At 64.1% G+C, this 18,787-nt stretch carries 17 protein-coding genes and 1 pseudogene; 7 read left to right on the forward strand and 11 right to left on the reverse strand.

Going from position 1 to position 18,787, the window contains the following annotated elements:
* Nucleotides 1-95 precede the first annotated feature (95 nt).
* From FJW10_RS17665 to FJW10_RS17675, 3 genes are all read right to left on the reverse strand, one after another.
* The gene (locus FJW10_RS17665; RefSeq protein WP_140834298.1) at nucleotides 96-1,091 is read right to left on the reverse strand and encodes an ABC transporter permease; all 996 of its coding nucleotides are present in this window, start codon (nucleotides 1,089-1,091) and stop codon (nucleotides 96-98) included.
* Complete coding sequence (locus tag FJW10_RS17670; protein WP_140901055.1) at nucleotides 1,088-2,653, reverse strand: sugar ABC transporter ATP-binding protein; 1,566 nt, start codon at nucleotides 2,651-2,653, stop codon at nucleotides 1,088-1,090. Before FJW10_RS17670 ends, FJW10_RS17665 begins: the two co-directional genes overlap by 4 nt.
* A 122-nt stretch (nucleotides 2,654-2,775) precedes the next feature.
* Entirely contained in the window at nucleotides 2,776-3,738 is a 963-nt protein-coding gene (locus FJW10_RS17675) for a sugar-binding protein (protein ID WP_140834301.1), read from the reverse strand.
* A gap of 628 nt (nucleotides 3,739-4,366) precedes the next feature.
* Here FJW10_RS17675 and FJW10_RS17680 point away from each other — a divergent pair.
* From FJW10_RS17680 to FJW10_RS17695, 4 genes are all read left to right on the forward strand, one after another.
* Entirely contained in the window at nucleotides 4,367-5,473 is a 1,107-nt protein-coding gene (locus FJW10_RS17680; RefSeq protein ID WP_181177563.1) for a LacI family DNA-binding transcriptional regulator, read from the forward strand.
* Between the two features lie 88 nt (nucleotides 5,474-5,561).
* The gene (locus FJW10_RS17685) at nucleotides 5,562-5,867 is read left to right on the forward strand and encodes a DUF1778 domain-containing protein (protein WP_140901056.1); all 306 of its coding nucleotides are present in this window, start codon (nucleotides 5,562-5,564) and stop codon (nucleotides 5,865-5,867) included.
* On the forward strand, nucleotides 5,867-6,403 hold the full coding sequence (locus FJW10_RS17690; RefSeq protein ID WP_140901057.1) for a GNAT family N-acetyltransferase: 537 nt from the start codon (nucleotides 5,867-5,869) through the stop codon (nucleotides 6,401-6,403). The genes FJW10_RS17685 and FJW10_RS17690 overlap by 1 nt, the downstream gene beginning before the upstream one ends.
* Nucleotides 6,404-6,547: 144 nt before the next feature.
* A complete protein-coding gene (locus FJW10_RS17695) occupies nucleotides 6,548-7,348 on the forward strand; it encodes a class I SAM-dependent methyltransferase (RefSeq protein ID WP_140901058.1) in 801 nt (266 codons plus the stop codon).
* A 30-nt stretch (nucleotides 7,349-7,378) separates the two neighbouring features.
* Here FJW10_RS17695 and FJW10_RS17700 read toward each other — a convergent pair.
* The 8 genes and pseudogenes from FJW10_RS17700 to FJW10_RS17735 form a co-directional block, all read right to left on the reverse strand.
* Nucleotides 7,379-7,813, reverse strand: a pseudogene (locus FJW10_RS17700) (WYL domain-containing protein); the annotation flags it as partial.
* Between the two features lie 39 nt (nucleotides 7,814-7,852).
* Nucleotides 7,853-8,944, reverse strand: coding sequence for a 3-deoxy-7-phosphoheptulonate synthase (locus FJW10_RS17705; RefSeq protein ID WP_140901059.1), 1,092 nt, complete (start codon nucleotides 8,942-8,944; stop codon nucleotides 7,853-7,855).
* A 451-nt stretch (nucleotides 8,945-9,395) separates the two neighbouring features.
* Nucleotides 9,396-10,190 (reverse strand): SDR family oxidoreductase, encoded by a 795-nt coding sequence (locus FJW10_RS17710; protein ID WP_140901060.1) that lies wholly within the window; start codon nucleotides 10,188-10,190, stop codon nucleotides 9,396-9,398.
* A 377-nt stretch (nucleotides 10,191-10,567) separates the two neighbouring features.
* Nucleotides 10,568-11,560, reverse strand: coding sequence for an inositol 2-dehydrogenase (gene iolG / locus FJW10_RS17715; protein ID WP_140901061.1), 993 nt, complete (start codon nucleotides 11,558-11,560; stop codon nucleotides 10,568-10,570).
* Between the two features lie 82 nt (nucleotides 11,561-11,642).
* On the reverse strand, nucleotides 11,643-12,413 hold the full coding sequence (locus FJW10_RS17720; RefSeq protein ID WP_140901062.1) for an ATP-binding cassette domain-containing protein: 771 nt from the start codon (nucleotides 12,411-12,413) through the stop codon (nucleotides 11,643-11,645).
* Nucleotides 12,414-12,415: 2 nt separating this feature from the next.
* A complete protein-coding gene (locus FJW10_RS17725; protein ID WP_140834317.1) occupies nucleotides 12,416-13,492 on the reverse strand; it encodes an ABC transporter permease in 1,077 nt (358 codons plus the stop codon).
* A gap of 109 nt (nucleotides 13,493-13,601) precedes the next feature.
* The gene (locus FJW10_RS17730; RefSeq protein ID WP_140901063.1) at nucleotides 13,602-14,543 is read right to left on the reverse strand and encodes a sugar ABC transporter substrate-binding protein; all 942 of its coding nucleotides are present in this window, start codon (nucleotides 14,541-14,543) and stop codon (nucleotides 13,602-13,604) included.
* 343 nt (nucleotides 14,544-14,886) lie between these two features.
* Nucleotides 14,887-15,918, reverse strand: a complete 1,032-nt coding sequence (locus FJW10_RS17735) for a LacI family DNA-binding transcriptional regulator (RefSeq protein ID WP_140834321.1) — start codon at nucleotides 15,916-15,918, stop codon at nucleotides 14,887-14,889.
* A 173-nt stretch (nucleotides 15,919-16,091) separates the two neighbouring features.
* On the opposite strand from FJW10_RS17735, the gene FJW10_RS17740 reads away from it, so the two are divergent.
* The 3 genes from FJW10_RS17740 to FJW10_RS17750 are packed head-to-tail and all read left to right on the forward strand — an operon-like array spanning nucleotide 16,092 to nucleotide 18,786.
* The gene (locus FJW10_RS17740; protein ID WP_140901064.1) at nucleotides 16,092-17,198 is read left to right on the forward strand and encodes a fatty acid desaturase family protein; all 1,107 of its coding nucleotides are present in this window, start codon (nucleotides 16,092-16,094) and stop codon (nucleotides 17,196-17,198) included.
* 38 nt (nucleotides 17,199-17,236) lie between these two features.
* Entirely contained in the window at nucleotides 17,237-17,551 is a 315-nt protein-coding gene (locus FJW10_RS17745) for a MocE family 2Fe-2S type ferredoxin (RefSeq protein WP_140834325.1), read from the forward strand.
* Nucleotides 17,548-18,786, forward strand: coding sequence for an FAD-dependent oxidoreductase (locus FJW10_RS17750; RefSeq protein ID WP_181177564.1), 1,239 nt, complete (start codon nucleotides 17,548-17,550; stop codon nucleotides 18,784-18,786). The genes FJW10_RS17745 and FJW10_RS17750 overlap by 4 nt, the downstream gene beginning before the upstream one ends.
* Nucleotide 18,787: the final 1 nt, after the last annotated feature.

Raw genomic sequence — 18,787 nt, forward strand, 5'->3', positions numbered from 1 at the left:
CACGCGTTGTTGCAATCCGCCCGCGAACCCGGGCCTGCCCGGTGGGTTTCCCCGCGAGCATCGATCCAATCAGGACCGTGAATGTTGAAGCGAGGCTACTCCGCCGGCGCGCCCGCAACGTTTTGGCGCGTCGCTTCGATCATGCGGCGGCGGGCGCGGAAGACGCCCCATTGCTGGTCGACCAGCACGCCGATCAGGATCACGCCGCCCATCACGGCGAAATTGAGCGAGGAGGGAATGCCGAGCAGGTTGACGAGGTTCTGCAACTCCTGCAGCAGCACGGTGCCGAGGATGACGCCGACCAGCGAGCCTTCGCCGCCACGCAGCGAGAAGCCGCCCAGCACCGCCGCGGCGATGGCATAGAGCTCGTAGAACTGGCCGTGACTCGCCGGCGAGATCGAGCGCGTGTACATGGCGAAATAGATCGCCGACAGCGCCGTCAGCACGCCGCAGATGACATAGGCCGCGATGATCACCCGACCGGTGCGGATGCCCGAGTATTTGGCCGCTTCCTCGTTCTTGCCGATGGCGTAGAGATAGCGGCCGAATACCGAGCGGTGCAGCACCACCCACATGACGATGGCGATGACGATCAGCGCGATGAAGGAGTTCGGCAGGCCATAGGAGCGACCCGCGGTCAGGAATTCGAGCGTCGGGAAATTCTGCCCGAAGGCGAAGCCCGCCGTGCCGTCGGCGGTGTAGAAGCGCGCCACGCCGCGGTAGATGAGCAGGCCGCACAGCGTCACCACGAAGGGCTGCAGTTTGAGCCGCGTGATCAGCCAGCCATGCACGAAGCCGATGATGGCGCCAAGCACGAGGATCAGCACGAAGGCCAGCGGCCAGTTCACCTCGCGCACCGCGATGAAGTCGATGAACAGCGTGCCGAGCAGGGCGACCAGCGAGCCGACCGACAATTCGATGCCGCCGGTGATGATGACGAAGGCCTGGCCGATCGACAGGATGCCGAACAGCGCCACCAGATTGGAGGTGTTGGCGAGGTTGATCGCCGACAGGAAGCGCGGGTTGATGGCCGTCACCACCGCGCCGACCACCAGGATCAGGATCAGCAGGCCGAGATCTTTCTTGCTCATTGCGCTCCTCCCTCCGCTTGCAGCAATTTCGGCTTCTTGCCGACCGCCAGCAAGAGCACGTTCTCCTGGCTGAAATCGTCCTTGTCGAGGATGCCGGAGATTTGCCCCTCATGCATGACCGCGATACGGTCCGACACGCCGATCACCTCTTCCATGTCGCTGGAGATCATCAGCACGGCCACACCGGCATCGGCCAGCGCCCGCATCAGCCCGTAGATCTCGGCCTTGGCGCCGATGTCGATGCCGCGCGTCGGCTCGTCCAGGATCATCACCTTCGGGTTCATCGCCAGCCATTTGGCCAGAACCACCTTCTGCTGGTTGCCGCCTGACAGAGTGCCGGTGCGGGTCAGGACCGACGGCGCCTTGATGCCGAGGTTTTTCTTCTGCTTTTCGGCCGTCGCGAGTTCAGCGCTGGCGGACACCAGCGAGCGCCTGGCATGCGCAGGCAGATTGGGCAGCGAGATGTTCTGGGCGATCGACAGGTCGAGCAATATGCCGGTCAGCTTGCGGTCCTCCGGCACCAGGAAGATGCCGTTCGCCACCGCGTCCGCCGCCGAGCCTACATCGAGCGGCTTGCCGTCGAGCGCGACACTGCCTGCCAACCGCTCGTCGATGCCGAACAGCACACGCGCCAGCTCCGTGCGGCCGGAGCCGACCAGGCCCGCGAGGCCGAGGATCTCGCCGTGTCTCAATTCCAGGCTGACCGGCCGGTCGGGATAGGTGCTGGTGCGGATCGCGTCCGCCGACAGGGCCACGCTGCCCGGCGCGCGGGCGGCTTCGCCGGCCTTCTCGCGCTCCTTCAGCATGCGGCCGATCATCAGCCTGACCATCTCGTCGTGATTGATCTGGTCCTTCGCCAGCGTGCCGGCCAGCGTGCCGTCGCGCAGCACCACGACACGGTCGGCGACGCGCTCGATCTCGTGCAGCCGGTGCGAGATGAAGATGACGCTGATGCCTTCCGCCTTCAGGCCCTTGATGACGTCGAGCAGCTTTTCGGTCTCGGCGATCGGCAGGCTGGAGGTCGGCTCGTCGAGGATGACCAGGCGCGCCTTGATCGACAGCGCCTTGGCGATCTCGACCATCTGCTGCTGGGCGAGCGACAGCGAAGCCACCGGCGCGTCGGCCGAGAAATTGGCGCCGACCCGCTTCAGGAGCGGCGCCACCATCTCGCGCAGTTTCGCACGGTCGACCAGCTTCAGCGGCCCGGCGCGCAGCGGCTCGCGGCCGAAGAAGATGTTGGCGGCGACGTCGAGGTTTTCGAAGAGGTTGAGTTCCTGGTGCACGAAGGCGATGCCGGAGCCGATGCTCTGCTCGACGGTCAATCCGTCATGCGCCGCGCCATCGACGGCAACGGTGCCGCTGTCCGGCCGCGTCACGCCGCCGAGGATTTTCATCAGCGTCGATTTGCCGGCGCCGTTTTCGCCGACGAGGCCGATGACCTCGCCGGGCCGAACCTCCATCGAAAACCTGTCCAGCGCCACAACACCCGGATAGGTCTTGCGCACGGCCTCCAGGCCCAGGAACGGAGCGGCGATCGGTTGAGTGGTGTCGGTAGAGGTCATCACGCCATAGTTTACCGCACGGGGCAGCAGCCGGTGGGCCACAGACTGACGGGCCTTGGCAGGTCCGTCAATACGAACGCCGGCTCAAGGTGAACCCTCGAGCCGGCGCAACTGTCTTGGGCTTACTTACCCGACATCGCCTTGAGGTTGGCGGCGTAGGTGTCCACGTCATCCTTGCCGATGATCTTGGTCGGGATGATGATCAGGTTACCGGCCGGGATGCCCGACTTGTCGCCCTTGAGGTAGGCGGCCATCAGCTTCATGCCTTGATAGGCCCATTCGAACGGCTGCTGCACCACGGTCGCGGCGACAGTGCCTTCCTTGACGCCGCCCAGCGTGATCGGATCGTCGTCGAAGCCGACGACGGTGATCTGGCCGAGCTTGCCGGCATCGCGCAGCGCTTCGTAGATGCGCGGCGTGTTGTAGGAGTAGAAGCCGACCATGCAGGTGATGTCGGGGCTGGCGACCAGCGCGTCCTCGACATTCTTCTTGGCGCGCGCCTGGTCGATGTCGTCGCCGCGCACGTCGACCAGCTCGATCTTGCTGCCGGCGAGCCCGTCCTTCATGCCCTGGATGCGCTCCTTGGCGTTGTCGGCGCCGAGCAGGCCAACGAAGCCGAGGCACTTGCCGCCGTTCGGCATCGCCTTCTTGGCGATCTCGGCCGCCTGTTTGCCGGCATCGACATTGGACGAACCGATATAGGCGACGCGCTTGGTCTGCGGCGCGTCCGAATCGGTGGTGAACAGCGCCGTTTCCGACGCGATCTTGTTCAGCCCGTCGGTCGAGGTCTTGGGATCGACGGCCGAGACCATGATGCCCTTGACGCCTGCCGTCACCAGATCGTCCATCAGCCGCTGCTGGATGGCGACCGAGGACTGTTCCGGATATTTGAGCTCGAGATTGTAGTCGGGCAGTTCGCCCTGCGCTTTCTTCACGCCGGCTTCCGCCGCCTTCCAGAAGTCTGACGCACCATTGACGACGAAGGCCAGCGTCGGCTTGTCGTCGGCGCGCACGCTGGCGCTTACCGACAGGCCGACAAGCAGGGCCGCCGCGGCGACAGATGCGTTACGGATCATGGATTTCATAGTTCAACCTCCCTTGTAGAACTTGCCTTGTAGAACTCTTCGCTGATGTCTCGGCTGCGGCGCGGATAACCCTCCTCCTCGAGGGTGTGGCGCAAAGGTCCGCCGACTTAAGAACGGTGCCGATCCGCCCGCGGTCGAGACACTAGACACTCATGCGGCATTCGTAAATAGTCCGATTTGTCTGACATTTTCGTGAGAATGGATGCAACCCCGAGCCGGCGATGCCGCCGGGTTTCGAGCGAGTATCCCTCGCACCTGCCGGCACCGAACGGAAGCCCGGACGGTTACGACGAGTTGACAGTAGAACGCTAACGGCTATTAGTAAAGAGTATTAGTTATGAGGCCGTGAGGCGAGCTTTCGACGCGGAGGAGACGCTGGTCGAAAGGCGCGCCGGGAGTGAGGAGAGCGAACACCACAACGCTTGAAGCCGGGCGAAAAATACGGGAATCGTCAGCATTGCTGACCTTGTCTGACGGTTTCGTCGCGAAGCGGCGCGGCCGGCGATTTGCCTGTCGCGTTTGCTAATATGTATTAGTCTAGCGCAATCTCGATAAACACACCGGCCTCGACCATCTTGCCGTTGCCGTCGGCCTTTGCTTTAGAGCCGGCTGGGTTTGGGAAACGACCATGAGCGAACCGACGGAACTGAGCGATCCCCCCGGAGCTTCCAGGCGCCGCAAGCCGGCCGCCAAGCCCAAGGGGCGCGTCACCATGACCGACATTGCGCGCGCCGCCGGCTGCTCGCAGGCGACGGTGTCGTTCGTGCTCAACAATTCGCCGGGCATCAGGCTGTCGCAGCAGACACGCGACCGGGTGATCGAGGCGGCCCGAGCGCTGGGCTATTCGCCGCCGGTCTTTTCAGCGCTGCGGCCGCCCGTGACGCCGTTCGAAGGCCTCGACGGCGTCATCGGCTTCGCGGTCGACCAGCTCGCCACCAGCCCCGAGGCGGTGGTCGCCATCGAGGGCGCCCGGCAAGCCTCCTGGAACGCCGGCAATGTGCTTCTGGTGGCGCAGACCATGGGCGACGCGGTGATGGAGCCGCGCGCGATTTCAGCACTGACGAGGCGCGGCATCTCGGCGCTGATCTACATGACCATCTTCACCCGCGAGATCGCCGCGCCGGATTTCCTCTATAGCCTCGACATCCCGGTGATCCTGCTCAACTGCTACACCGCCGACTATGCCTTCCCGGCCGTGGTTCCCTCCGAGATCGCCGGCGGCCAGAGCGCGACAAGGCACCTGATCGCCCACGGCCATCGCCGCATCGCCACCATCACCGGCGAGCCTTGGATGCAAGCCGCGCAGGATCGACTGAAAGGTTATCGCCGCGCTTTAGCCACCGCCGACATCCCGTTCGATCCCGAGTTGATGGTCGAGGGCGACTGGTCGGCCAGCGCCGGCTATGCCGCGACGGTCAAGCTTCTCGGGCTCAAGGAGCGACCGACCGCCATATTCTGCCAAAACGACCGCACCGCGATCGGCTGCTACGAAGCGCTGAAGGAAGCGGGCCTGCATATCCCGCAGGACATTTCGGTGGTCGGCTATGACGACGAGGAGATCGCCCGGCACCTCTTCCCGCCGCTGACCACCTCCATCCTGCCACATCTGGCGATGGGCCAATGGGCGATCGAGCAGTTGGAAACGCCGCCAACGCCCGGCCGCGGCCGCTATCCCATCACCAAGCTCGAATGCCCGCTGGTGGAGCGGGAGAGCGTGGCCAGTGTGAAGGAATAGGTACCCCAGATCACCACTTCAAAGCCGGTACGTATTGACATTGTATTGACAGTCGCTAGATATCCGATCCTGACATAGGAGGATTTCGATGGCGCATTCCAGCCATGTCGGCAGCAATCGCGACGAAGCGCGCAAGGACGACGTGATTCAGATCCGCGCCTCGGCGGGAATGAAGGCTATTCTCAACCGCGCCGCGAGTTTGCGCGGACAGAAGCTGTCGGAGTTCATGCTGGACAGTGCCCGCAGGCAGGCCGAGGAGACGATTCTCGACCAGCGCGCCTTCTTTCTCGATACGGACGCGCATGAGAAATTTCTCAACCTGCTTGATGCTCCGAACAAACCGTCGGAGGAGCTTCGCGCGCGTATGACGCGTAAGCCGGCCTGGGAGCGCTGATGTCCGCTGGCCGGCCGCAAGGATGGCGAGTCCGCGCTCCGGAACGGCTGACCATTAGCCACGACGTATCTGAATTTCACCATGGCAAGCATTCATCTCTCGATGACTGGCTGCGAAACCGCGCTTTGGTTGCCGAAGGACTGTCCGCCCGAACCTATGTCGTCTGTGACGCGGGCACTAAAAATCGCGTCGTCGGTTATTATGCGATCTCGACGGCGATGGAAGAACGGATCGCGCTGCCAAGCGCAAAGCTTCGGCGAGCCATGCCCGAGCAAGTGCCCCTGTTGCTGATCGGTCGCCTTGCGGTTGATCAGACGTTCCAGGGAATGGGACTCGGAGGCGACCTGATTTCCGACGCGCTTAGGCGATGTCTCGCTGTCTCGGATATCGCCGGAGTTCGTGCCGTGGTCGCGCATGCGATCGATGATGCAGCAATGGGTTTCTATCAACGGCATGGCTTCATCGCGTCTCTGCTCGGCGAGCGGATCATGCTGCTGCCAATCGAAACCGCTCAGGCGTTATTCTCGAACGTTTGAGCCTGATCCCATAGGCCAGGCGAGCGTGAGATCGCCCACATAAACACCTGTGTGCACCACGCTATCCTTGCTTCGATTACGATCGCTCTGCGTCTTGGCAGCAATCCCGCCGAGGTTTAGCTTGGGCTCATATGGGAGGCTCCAATGACATCCAACTTCACGGTCCATGCCGCATCTGGTTATGAGCAACTCATGGGACGCTGGAGCCGCAGGCTCGCGCCCAAGTTCATCGACTTCGCAGGTCTGGCCGCCGGCGAAAAGATCCTCGATGTCGGCTGCGGCACCGGCAGCCTGACCTTCGAATTGGCAAAATCGGCCGATCTTGCCGAGATCCAGGCCATCGACTTTTCGCCCGTCTTCGTCGACGCGGCCAGACAGCGCAACAGCGATCCGCGCGTCACCATCAGTCAGGCCGACGCCACGGCGCTGCCATTCGCCGATAACACCTTCGACCGCGCGCTGGCGTTGCTGGTGCTGCATTTCGTGCCAGAGGCCGGCAAGGCGGTGGCCGAGATGCGCCGCGTCGTGCGGCCGGGCGGCGTGGTCGCGGCCGTGGTCTGGGATCACTACGGCGGCATGACCGGCATGCGCATGACGATCGACACAATGGCGGCGCTCAGTGAAAGCGGGCGCCAGATGCGCAGCCGCTATTGCTTCCAGCCGATGATGCAGCCGGGCGAGATGAAGCGCACCTTTGTCGAGCGGGGGCTGGCCGATGTCACCGAGGCCGAATTGACGATCCGCATGGACTACGCGGATTTCAACGACCTCTGGGCGCCGATCGGCGCAGGCGAAGGCCCGCTCGGCAAATACATGACCACATTGGACGCGGCCGAGCAGAAGCGCGTCGAGGCCGCCGTGAGCGATGCCTATCAGGCCGGCCGGCCCGACGGGCCGCGATCTTTCGCCAATGTCGCCTGGGCCTGCCGCGGCATCGTGCCCTGAAAGTCACCTCGACCGCGGCGGGGCTGCGCCTCAGTTGCCGGCAGCGGCCGAAGCATTGATCTCCCAGCCGTCCACCCAGACCTGCCGCAGCCGGTCGCCCTCGCCCTTGAACCACAGGCCCGCCGGCCGGCAGTCCTCGATGCGGTCGCTGCGGAAATTGCGGATGGCCTGGCGCAGTTCGCACCAGGCGACGATATTGGCGGTCTCGGCATAGTAGATCAGCGCGACCGGGCGGACGATACGGTCTGTCGCCCGCCCCGCCTCGTCGCGATAGGAGAGGTCGAGCATCTCCTCGTCGCGGATGGCGCGGCGGACCAGAGCAAGATCGACGGCGGAAGCGGAGGGTGCCGCAAAACCCCAGGCATGAAGGGCGTTGGCGTCCAGCGTCTGCCGCAAGGGCGGCGGCACCGCGCCGGCGATCTTGGCGCCAACGCGTTTCGCGGCCTGCTTGAGCTCGTCGTCGCCGGGTTGAGGGCGGTGTGATCGCCGCCCTCGCCTTTTCGCTCAAGCAGCGCCCTGACGGCTGGCGAGCATGTCGCGCTTCGTCGACCGGCGCCATTCGACGGCGCCGGCGAGGCCGTGCAGAGCCGTCTCCGTGGTCGCCCAGTCGATGCAGCCGTCGGTGATGCTCTGGCCGTAGACGAGCGGCTTGCCGGGCACGACATCCTGACGGCCGGCGACGAGATTGCTCTCGATCATGACGCCGACGATGCGCTCGTCGCCCGCGGCAACCTGCCCCGCCACGTCATGCGCGACCTTTGGCTGGTTCTCCGGCTTCTTGGCGCTGTTGGCGTGGCTGACATCGATCATCAGCCGCGGCGCTATGCCGATCCGGCCAAGCTCGGCAGCGGCCGCGTCGACGCTTGCGGCATCATAGTTCGGCGCGATGCCGCCGCGCAGGATGACATGGCAGTCCTCATTGCCGGTGGTCGCCGCGATGGCGCTGCGTCCACCCTTGGTCACCGCCATGAAATGATGCGGCTGGGCGGCCGACTTCACCGCCTCGGCGGCAATGCGCAAATTGCCGTCGGTGCCGTTCTTGAAGCCGACCGGGCAGGACAGGCCCGAGGCCAGCTCGCGGTGGATCTGGCTTTCGGTGGTGCGCGCGCCGATGGCGCCCCAGGCGACGAGATCGGCGATGTATTGCGGGATGGTCATGTCGAGGAACTCGGTCGCCGCCGGCAGGCCGAGATTGTTGACGGCCGACAGCACGTTGCGCGCCATGCGCAACCCCTTTTCGATGTTGAAGCTGCCGTCGAGGTCGGGATCGTTGATGAGGCCCTTCCAGCCGACCGTGGTGCGCGGCTTCTCAAAATAGACGCGCATGACGATCTCGAGCCGGTCGGCCAGGGCCTCGCGCAGCGCCGCCAGACGGCTGGCATAGTCAACGGCCGCGACCGGATCGTGGATGGAACAAGGGCCGACGATGACAAGCAGTCGATCGTCGGCCCCCGAGAGGATGGAATGGATGGCGTTGCGCGAAGCGGCGACGGTGCGCGTCGCGGTGAGTGAGCGCGGTATTTCGCGCATCACCTCGTCCGGCGTGCTCAAGGCTCTGATTTCGGTGACCCGAAGGTCGTCTGTGGTGGTCAACACGGCTTTCTGCTCCTGGTTTAGGAGACCTGCCGGCTGAAACAAAAAAGCCGCCAGGTCTGGCGGCTTGTCGGATGTTTGATCTGCAAATCTTCAGATCGAGCGCAATCCTCCCGCCGCCAGCGAGCTGCTAAAGTACCAATAGGTGGCGGACAGGTTGATCATGCGGCTCATATAGTCGATGCGAGGGTGTTTGTCACGCGGGTGATGAGAGCCAATTCGGAATGGCCGAATCTCGCGATTTCGTCATCCCAGGGCGAAGCAGGAGCGAAGCTCCGTCGCGGAGACCCTGGGATCCATTCCGTGACCTCGGCCGAGGGTTGCACCGGAGCAAAATTCTGCGCCGCTGCGCCGCTTCAAAGTAACGGCATGATCCTCGGGTCTGCGCGCGTCGCTTCGCTCCTTGCTCCGCCCGTGGATGACGAAGTGACGGTTTCCACCGGGCTCGCCGTCACTATTCCCCGATAACCCCTGCGATATTCTGATCATAGTCGACCAGCGAACCCGTCATGACGCCGGCCTGGGGGCTCAGCATATAGGTGATCAGCCGGGCAAGCTGCGCCGGCTTCACCAACTGGCCCATCGGCTGCGCGGCCTCGGCCTTTTCCAGCCAGTCGTCCGGCGCGTCATGCCACTTCTTCTGCACGATCGCCTCGCCTTCGGTGTCCATCCATCCCGGCAGCACCGCGTTGCAGCGGATGCGGTTCTTGCGATAGGAGCTCGCGACATTCTTGGTCAGCGTCATCAGCGCCCCCTTGCTGGTCGAATAGGGCGTGAGGAAGGACTGGCCGGCATGCGCCGACATCGACAGAACGTTGACGATCGAGCCCGGAGCCTTGCGCTCGAGCAGATGCGCGACGAGGCCCTGCATCAGGAAGAAGGGGCCGCGCACATTGGTGTCGAAGATCTGGTCGAAAAGCTCTTCCGATGTCTCGACCAGCGAGCCGCGCGCGGAAGTCGCGGCGGCGTTGACCAGCGCGTTCAACGTGCCGAAATGGGCAAGCGCCGTTGCCACGGCGCGCTTGCAGTCGGCGACCTTGGCGACATCGGCGCTGATAAAAATGGCGTCGACGCCGTTCTTTTTCAGCGCGGCAACCGCCTTGTCGCCTTTCTCCTGCGAGCGGCCGATAAGCGCCAGCGCGCGACATCCTTCGTCCGCCAATGCTTCGGCAACCGCGAAGCCGATGCCCTGCGCGCCGCCGGTGACGATGGCGCGCGTTTGTGAATTGCGACCGGCTGAACCGCTCATCGCTCTGCTCCTGCGTTTTTGACTACCAATGGAATTTCGAGGTTCATTGACGTTCCGATCAGCTTCCCGGTGCCTTGTCGCGACGTTCACAACTTGGCCGAGGCGTCCCCAACTTCGTCATCCTAGGGCGAAGCAGGAGCGAAGCTCCGTCGCGGAGACCCTAGGATCCATGCCGTGACCCCGGCCGAAGAATGCCGCGGCGCAGAATTCTGGACCGTTGGGCACCGCTCCGATGTAACGGCATGGATCCTCGGGTCTGCGCGCGTCGCTTCGCTCCTTGCTCCGCCCGTGGATGACGACGCGATGGATGTTCCGGCTACTCGCCACCCTTGCAGACCAACAAACCGACCATCCTTCAAAGCGTTCGCCCAGCCGGACTAGTCGACGCGGACGGTCTTGCCCGTCTTGGCCGACTGCAAGGCAGCGTCCGCCAGCTTCAGCGCGATCAGCCCATCCTTGCCGCTCGGCGCTGCTTTCTTGCCCGACGTCGCCGCCGCGATGAAAGCTGCGATCTCATTGGCATAGGCGTCGAGATAGCGGGTCATGAAGAAGTCGTGCAGCGGCGGGCGGGTGTAGCCCTTGTCGTTGGCGAGCTCGATCGACACCGGCCGCTGGTTCTCGGCCGCGACCATGCCCTTGGAGCCATGCACCTCGATGCGCTGGTCGTAGCCATAGGTGGCACGGCGCGAGTTGGAGATGACGGCCTGCTTGCCGGAGGCGGTTTCGAGGATGACGCTGACCGAGTCGAAATCGCCTGCTTCGCCGATCTTCCTGTCGACCAGCACCGAGGCGTGGGCGCTCACCGCAACCGGCTCCTCGCCGAGCAGGAAGCGCGCCATGTCGAAATCATGGATGGTCATATCGCGAAAAATGCCACCCGAGCGGGCGATGTAATCGAGCGGCGGGGCGCCGGGATCGCGCGACGTGATGGTGACCATCTCGACCGTGCCGATGGCGCCGTCGTCGATCGTCTTGCGGACGGCGGCGAAATGCGGATCGAAGCGGCGGTTGAAGCCGACCATCAGCGTTGCCTTGGTCTTCTCGACCACCGCCAGGCATTTTTCGACGCGCTCGACGGAGAGGTCGATCGGCTTTTCGCAGAAGATCGCCTTGCCGGCCTTGGCGAAGCGCTCGATCAGATCGGCGTGGGTGTCGGTCGGCGTGCAGATGATGACGGCGTCGATGTCCCCGGCCTTCTCGATCGCCTCGATCGTGCGGACTTCCGCGCCATAGGCGGAAGCGAGCTCCGTCGCCGCTTTCTCGAACGCATCGGCGACGGCGACCAGCTTGGCCTGCGGATTGGAGGCGACGGCGCGGGCATGCACCTTGCCGATACGGCCGGCGCCGAGGAGAGCGAAGCGGAGTGTCATGGAATGTCCTTCGAGGGTGGGTTTGTAGGCATATCCGCGCCTTCCGGCGCGGATGATTGGTTTGATCCCGTCGTGGCGCCCGTCAGGCGGCCTGCAGCTCCGCCTGTCCGGTCTTGGCGCCGGTGATATAGGCGACGATGTCGTTGCCGTCGGTGTCCTGCTTGCGCAGGTTGGCGACGATCTTGCCGCGGCGGAAGACGACGATGCGGTCGACCAGGTCGAACACCTGGCGCATGTTGTGGCTGACCAGGATCAGCGGCTCGCCATTTTCCTTCAGCGTGCGGATGATGTTTTCGACCTGCGCCGTCTCCTGCACGCCGAGCGCCGCCGTCGGCTCGTCCATGATGATCAGCTTGGAGGCGAAGGTTGCGGTCCTGGCGATCGCCACGCACTGGCGCTGGCCGCCCGACATGTGGCGGATGGTGCTGGAGAGGTTCGGGATCTTCACCGCGGTGCGGATCAGCGCCGCCTCGGTCGCCTTGCGCATCGCCTTGCGGTCGAGGATCGAGAACGGCCCGAGATTGAACAGCACCTTCTCGCGGCCGAGGAACAGGTTCGACGGCACGTCGAGGTCGTCGGCCAGCGCAAGGTTCTGGAACACGGTCTCGATGCCCGCTTCGCGCGCCTCGATCGGGCCAGCGAAATTCACCTCCTTGCCGTCGAACCAGATCTTGCCGTCGGTGCGCTGCTCGACGCCGGTGATCTGGCGCACGAAGGTCGATTTGCCGGCGCCGTTGTCGCCCATGATGGCGACATGCTCGCCCTTGTGCAGCTCGAAATTCGCCTCCTGGAGCGCGTGCACGCCGCCATAGTGCTTGGTGAGGTTTTCGGTCTTCAGAACGATGTGGGACATGGTCAAGCTCCTATCGCGCGGCGGCGCTGGCGCCATTGATCGAGAACGACGGCGCCGACGATGATCACCCCCTTGACCATCTCCTGATAGTAGGCGTCGAGGCGCAGGAAGGTGAAGCCGGAAATGATGACGCCGAAGATCAGCGAGCCGATCACGGTGCCGAAGATGGAGCCGCGGCCGCCCGACAGCGAAACGCCGCCGATGACCGCCATGGCGATGGCGTCGAGCTCGTACATGACGCCCATGCCGGCCTGGGCGGTGAGGTTCTTGGAGGACAGCACCACCGCGGCTATCGCTGCCAGGATACCGGCGATGGCATAGACCAGCACCTTGTGGTTGGCGATCTTGATGCCGGACATGCGCGCGGCATCCTCGTTGGAACCGATGGCATAGCAGTGCTTGCCGTATTTCGTGTAGGTCAGGATGAGCTGGAACAGGATCGCCAGCGAGATGAAGATGACGACGGGCATCAGGCCCTTGCCGATGGCCGCGAAGCTTTCGGTCGGGAACGAGATCGGCTGGCCCTTCGACCACCATTTGGCGATGCCGCGGGCGGTAACCATCATGCCCAGCGTGGCGATGAAAGGCGGGATGCGCGTGTAGGCGATCAAGAGGCCGTTGATCAGGCCGGCGATCAGCCCGCAGCCGATGGCGACCAGAACCGGGACGATCACCGGCAGATCGGTCAAGCCGTAGTCGATGAACATCGCCTTCGGATTGGGATTGCCGTTGACGGTCGCCACCTGGGCGAAGCTCATGGCAATCATGGCGGTGGCGCCGACCACGGAACCCGAGGACAGGTCGATGCCGCCGCAGATGATGACCTGGGTGACGCCGATGGCGATGATGCCGACGATCGACACCTGCAGGATGATGATCTGCAGACGCTGCTCGTTGAATATGCCGGACACATTCTCGCGGGTGTTGAACAGGAAGCTGTCGCCGAGGAACAGACGGCCGATCAGCTCGAAGGCGACGACGAGGATGACCAGCGCCAGGAACACGTTGAACTCGGCCGGCCATGGCCGCTTCTTGGCGTCATAGCTCAACCCGCCAATGCCATGCGATGTCTGTGACACGTCTTCTTTCCTCCGTCGGAGCGCACCTGTCCTGCCTCCCGCGCGGGCGGGAGGAGGGACGGAGCGGCGCGTCTGTTCCGGTTAGACGCGCCGCCCGTATCGAGGCGCCTCAGTTCTTCTTCAAGAACTTGTCGATGTTCGCCGGCGTCACGAGCTGGAACGGGATGTAGACCTTGTGGTCCACCTTCTCGCCCTTGGCGAGCTTCAGCGCCGCGTCGAGCGCGCCGGCGCCCTGGCCCGCCGCGTCCTGGAAGACGGTCACGTCGAGATCGCCCGCCTGCATCGCGGCCAGAGCATCCTGCGTGGCGTCGACGCCGCCGACGACCACCGACTTCATGTCGATGTTGGCCGCCTTCATCGCCTGGATGGCGCCGATGGCGCTTTCGTCGTTGTTGGCGATGACGCCGTCGAATGGCTTGCCGGACGACAGCCAGTTGGTCATCAGGTTCTGCGCCTGGTCACGATCCCAGTTCGAGGTCTGCTTGTCGATGATCTTGATGAAGCTGCAGTCCGGCGTGGCGATGACTTCCTCGATGTCCTTGGTGCGCTGCACCGCGGCCTGGTTGGAAAGTTCGCCCATGATCACGTAGACATTGGCTTCCTTCTTGCCGGCTTCCTTGAACAGGCGGCAGGCTTCCTTGGTCTCGAGCGTACCGGATTCGGCTTCGTTCGACGCGACGAAAGCCTGGTTGTCGGGCAGCGTGTCGACGTTGACCGGCTGGCGGTTGACATAGACCAGCGGGATCTTGGCGGCGGCAGCAGCGTCCGACATCGCCTGGGTGGCCGAGGTGTCGACCGGGTTGACGATGATGGCGTCGACGCCCGAGGCGGCGAAGTTCTTGATCTGGTCGAGCTGCTTGGCGACATCGTTCTGCGCGTCCTCGACCTGCAGCTCGACACCGCTCATGCCCTTTGCCTGGGCGATCATGCCGTTGCGCAGCACGGTGAGGAAATTGTCGTCGAATTTGGCCATCGAAACGCCGATCTTGGCGGCGAAGGCCGATGAACACATCAGCGCCGAAAGCGCGACGCCCAAAAGCAGTTTCTTCATTTTATCTCTCCTCCATTTGGTGTCCGGCTGCACCCATTTGAACCGGAATCCCCGGTTTGCCCGGGGAATCTCTCCCTGCGGCCATGCGGCGTTGCCCCATTCGACGGAACGCCTCGTCCTCCGTTCGAAACAGACGCTTCGGAACGAAAGAACCAAAAAGCCTAGTTAGTGAAATATTTATTCCATTTCGTTTGGAAACGTCAAGGGTGATTCCGACCGGGGCAGCCGGTTTTTCGATCGCGATCGTCGCGGCGAAGACCACGATCGTCGCCCCATGGGCCGGAATCGCGGCAAACCGCCGTGAAAGAATCCATCAGGCTGATGGATTCCATCACTGCGGACGCTAGATATTTTCCGGCAGGTAGATGTCGAAGGGCAGGAAGGTCTGTCCCGGCGCATTGGCCGCGCCGCTTTCGATGGCATGGGCCATCAGCCCCACGATCTCCCGGCAGAGTGCGGCGAGCGGCGTCGAGATGACCATGGTGAGGATGTTGTCGGCGAGCGCGGCGCGCGAGACGGCGTTGATCTCGTTGCAGATGACGATCGGCATTTCGACTGGGCGCGTCGCCCTCAGCGCCGAGACCGCGCCCTCCATGCCGCCGCCGGCGACGTAGCAACCGGCAAGATCGGGATGGCGCGCCAGAAGATCGAGCATTGCGTCATGCGTGACGTCATTGGCCTCGAGATTGACCAGCGTCTCCATCACGGTAAAGTCCGGCGCGTGCTCGCGGAAATAGGAGCGGAAGCCAATTTCGCGCAACTCATGGCCGTGGAAGCGATGGCTGCCGACGAAGAGCGCGACCTTGCCTGGCTTCCCGGCGGCCTTGGCGATCATCCAGGCGGCGCTGCGCCCGACCTTGCGGTTGTCGAGACCGACATAGCCCTCGCGGATACCGGCGGCAAAATCGGACAGCAGCGAGAAGACCGGCTGCCCCCTCGCCTTCAGCGCCTCCACGACCGCCGTCAGCGTCGGATGATCCGGGCCGACGACGGCGATGGCTCTCGACTTCGCCGCTAGCCCACGCATTTGGGCGGCAATCTCGTCGGGCGCCAGCGAGGCGGCGAACTCGACTGTCGCAACACCGCGAAAGCGTTGCGATTGCGCGACCGCCAGTTCGAGCTCCCTGGCGAAATCGCCGTAGAAGACGTCATTGCCCCTCAGCAGCAGGAAGCCGAGCCGGTATTCCGGCAATTCCTGGCGCATGCGCTGCTTGATCAGCCCCGCCGCATGATAGCCGATCTCGGTGGCGGCATCGTAGACCCGGCGCGCCGTCTCCTCGCGCACAGGCAGGCGGCTGTTCAGCACCCTGTCGACGGTAGCGACGCTGACGCCCGAGATGCGCGCGAGATCGGTAATGGTCGGCCGCTTTGCCATGAATGCTCCATCGCTTATCCGGCTGAGAATATCTCATTCTGATAGGAAATGATAGAAACTATCTTTCTGATGTTGAGCCTATCATAGACTGGCGGTATGTTGAAGTGGAAGCCGGCCATGGACGAGCCCGGATCTGCCGGAGCCGTTCGCCAGGCGCTGTTGGAGGAACCTCAATGACGGCCATCACGTCTTCGGCGGCGCCGCCACGCGACTACAGCCTGACCGGCCGCGATGCAAAACGCGCTGTCGAGAGCGGGCTGGCGGCGGCCGCGTGGTACCACACCGAGATCCCGCGCAAACAGATGAAGGAGCTGATGCAGCGCTCCGACCAGCCGGCGATCCGCGACACGCTCATCTGGCTCGGCGCCATGCTTCTCAGCGGCGCGGGCGGCATCTGGTTCTGGGGCAGTTGGTGGTGCGTGCCGTTCCTGTTCGTCTACGGCACGCTCTACGGTTCCTCGACCGATTCCCGCTGGCATGAATGCGGCCACGGCACGGCCTTCCGCACGCAGTGGATGAACGACGCCGTCTACCAGCTCGCCTGCTTCATGATCATGCGCAACCCGGTGACCTGGCGCTGGAGCCACACGCGCCACCACACCGACACCATCATCGTCGGCCGCGATCCGGAGATCGCCGTCATGCGGCCGCCGGACCTGTTGCGTGTGGTGCTCAACTTCTTCGGCATTCTCGACGCCTGGCACGCAGTGGCCGACATGGTGCGCAACGCCGCCGGCGTCACCAGCGCCGCTGAAAAAACCTTCATTCCAGAGCAGGAACAGCCAAAGGCGATCCGGATAGCCCGCCTATGGCTCGCCATCTACGTCGCGACCATCGCCTTGGCCCTCTACCTGCATTCCTGGCTGCCGCTGATGCTGATCGGCCTGCCCCGGCTCTATGGCGCCTGGCATCACGTCATGACCGGCCTGCTGCAGCATGGCGGCCTCGCCGACAATGTCATCGACCACCGCCTGAACAGCCGCACGGTGCTGATGAACCCGATCAGCCGCTTCATCTACTGGAACATGAACTATCATGTCGAGCACCACATGTTCCCGATGGTGCCCTATCACGCGCTGCCGAAGCTGCATGAGATAATCAAGCACGACCTGCCGGCGCCAACGCCTTCGATCCTGGCCGGTTATCGAGAGATGGTCCCGGCCTTCCTGCGCCAGTTGCGCAACGAGGATTATTTCCTCAAGCGCGCGCTGCCGCCGACGGCGAAGCCCTATCGCGAGGACCTGCATAACGATATTCCGATGGCTGCCGCCGCGGAGTGAGGCCAAAGGAAATTCAAGGATATTCGCTGGAGGACGAGATGAGCGACTGGGTCGAGGCCTGCGCGGCCGGAGACATCGATGAAGAGGACGTGATGCGGTTCGACCATGCCGGCCGCACCTTTGCCGTCTACCGCAGCCCGGACGACGAATATTTCGCGACCGACGGCCTGTGCACGCATGAAAAGGTGCATCTGGCCGACGGGCTGGTGATGGACGACATCATCGAATGCCCCAAGCACAACGGCCGCTTCAACTACAAGACCGGCGATGCAAGAGGTGCGCCGGTCTGCGTCAACCTCAAGACTTATCCGGTCAAGGTCGACGCCGGCAAAGTCCTTATCCGGATCGGATGACGATGATGGCCGGAGGAATGGTGATTATCGGCGCCGGCGAATGCGGCGGTCGCGCAGCGCTTGCGCTCCGCGATCTCGGTTTCGAAGGGCCGGTCACGCTGGTCGGCGACGAGCCGCACCTGCCTTATGAGCGGCCGCCACTGTCGAAGGAAGCGATGACGGGCGAGGCGCCGGCCATCAAGGCGATCGCCACCGACGCGCTTTTCGCCGAACGCTCGATCCGCCACATCCATTCCGTCCGGGCCGTCGCGATCGACCGCGGCGCGCATGTCGTGCGGCTGTCGGACGGCTCTTCCCTGCCATATGAAAAGCTTTTGCTGGCGACCGGGTCGGTGCCGCGCAAGCTGCCGATGCCGGGGCTTGGCGGCCGCTGCGTCTATCTCAGGACCTTCAACGACGCTTTAGCCATTCGCGCCCATCTCAGCGCCGGCAACCGCGTCGCCATCATCGGCGGCGGCTTCATCGGCCTCGAGCTTGCCGCAGCGGCGCGCAAGCTTGGCGCCATCGTCACGGTCATCGAGGCGCAGCCGCGCATCCTGATGCGCGGCGTACCGGCCGACATCGCTGAAATCATCCACAAGGCGCATGAAGCCGAGGGCGTTGCGATCCGCACCGGCCAGGGAATCGCCGCGATCGCCGATGACGGCGCGGGGGTCGGCATCACGCTGGCCGACGGACAGAAGGTCATCGCCGATCTCGCGGTGATCGGCATCGGCGCCGTGCCGGTGACGGCGCTTGCCGCAGAAGCCGGGCTAACAATCGACAACGGCATCGCCGTCGACGAGCATTTGCGCACCGCCGACCCGGATATCTTTGCCGCCGGCGATTGCTGCTCGTTCCCGCTTGCCGTCTATGGCGGCCGGCGCGTGCGCCTCGAAGCCTGGCGCAACGCCCAGGAACAGGGCGCTTTAGCCGCGAAGAACATGCTGGGCGCCAAAGAGGCGCATGCCGCGGTGCCGTGGTTCTGGTCGGATCAGTACGGGCTCACCCTGCAAATCGCCGGACTGTCGGACGAGGGCCGTTCGAGCGTGCGCCGCGATCTCGATGACGGAGCCTTCATCCTGTTTCATCTGGCGCAGGACGGCCGGCTGGTCGCCGCCAGCGGCATCGGCCCCGGCAATGCGGTTGCACGCGACATCCGCCTGGCGGAGATGCTGATCGCCAAGAGAGCGAGCCCGGCGCCGGAAGCGCTCGGATCGCAAGCGGTCAAGCTGAAGTCGCTGCTGGCGGCGTGAG

It is taken from the genome of Mesorhizobium sp. B4-1-1, assembly GCF_006439375.1.
Classification (GTDB): Bacteria; Pseudomonadota; Alphaproteobacteria; order Rhizobiales; family Rhizobiaceae; genus Mesorhizobium.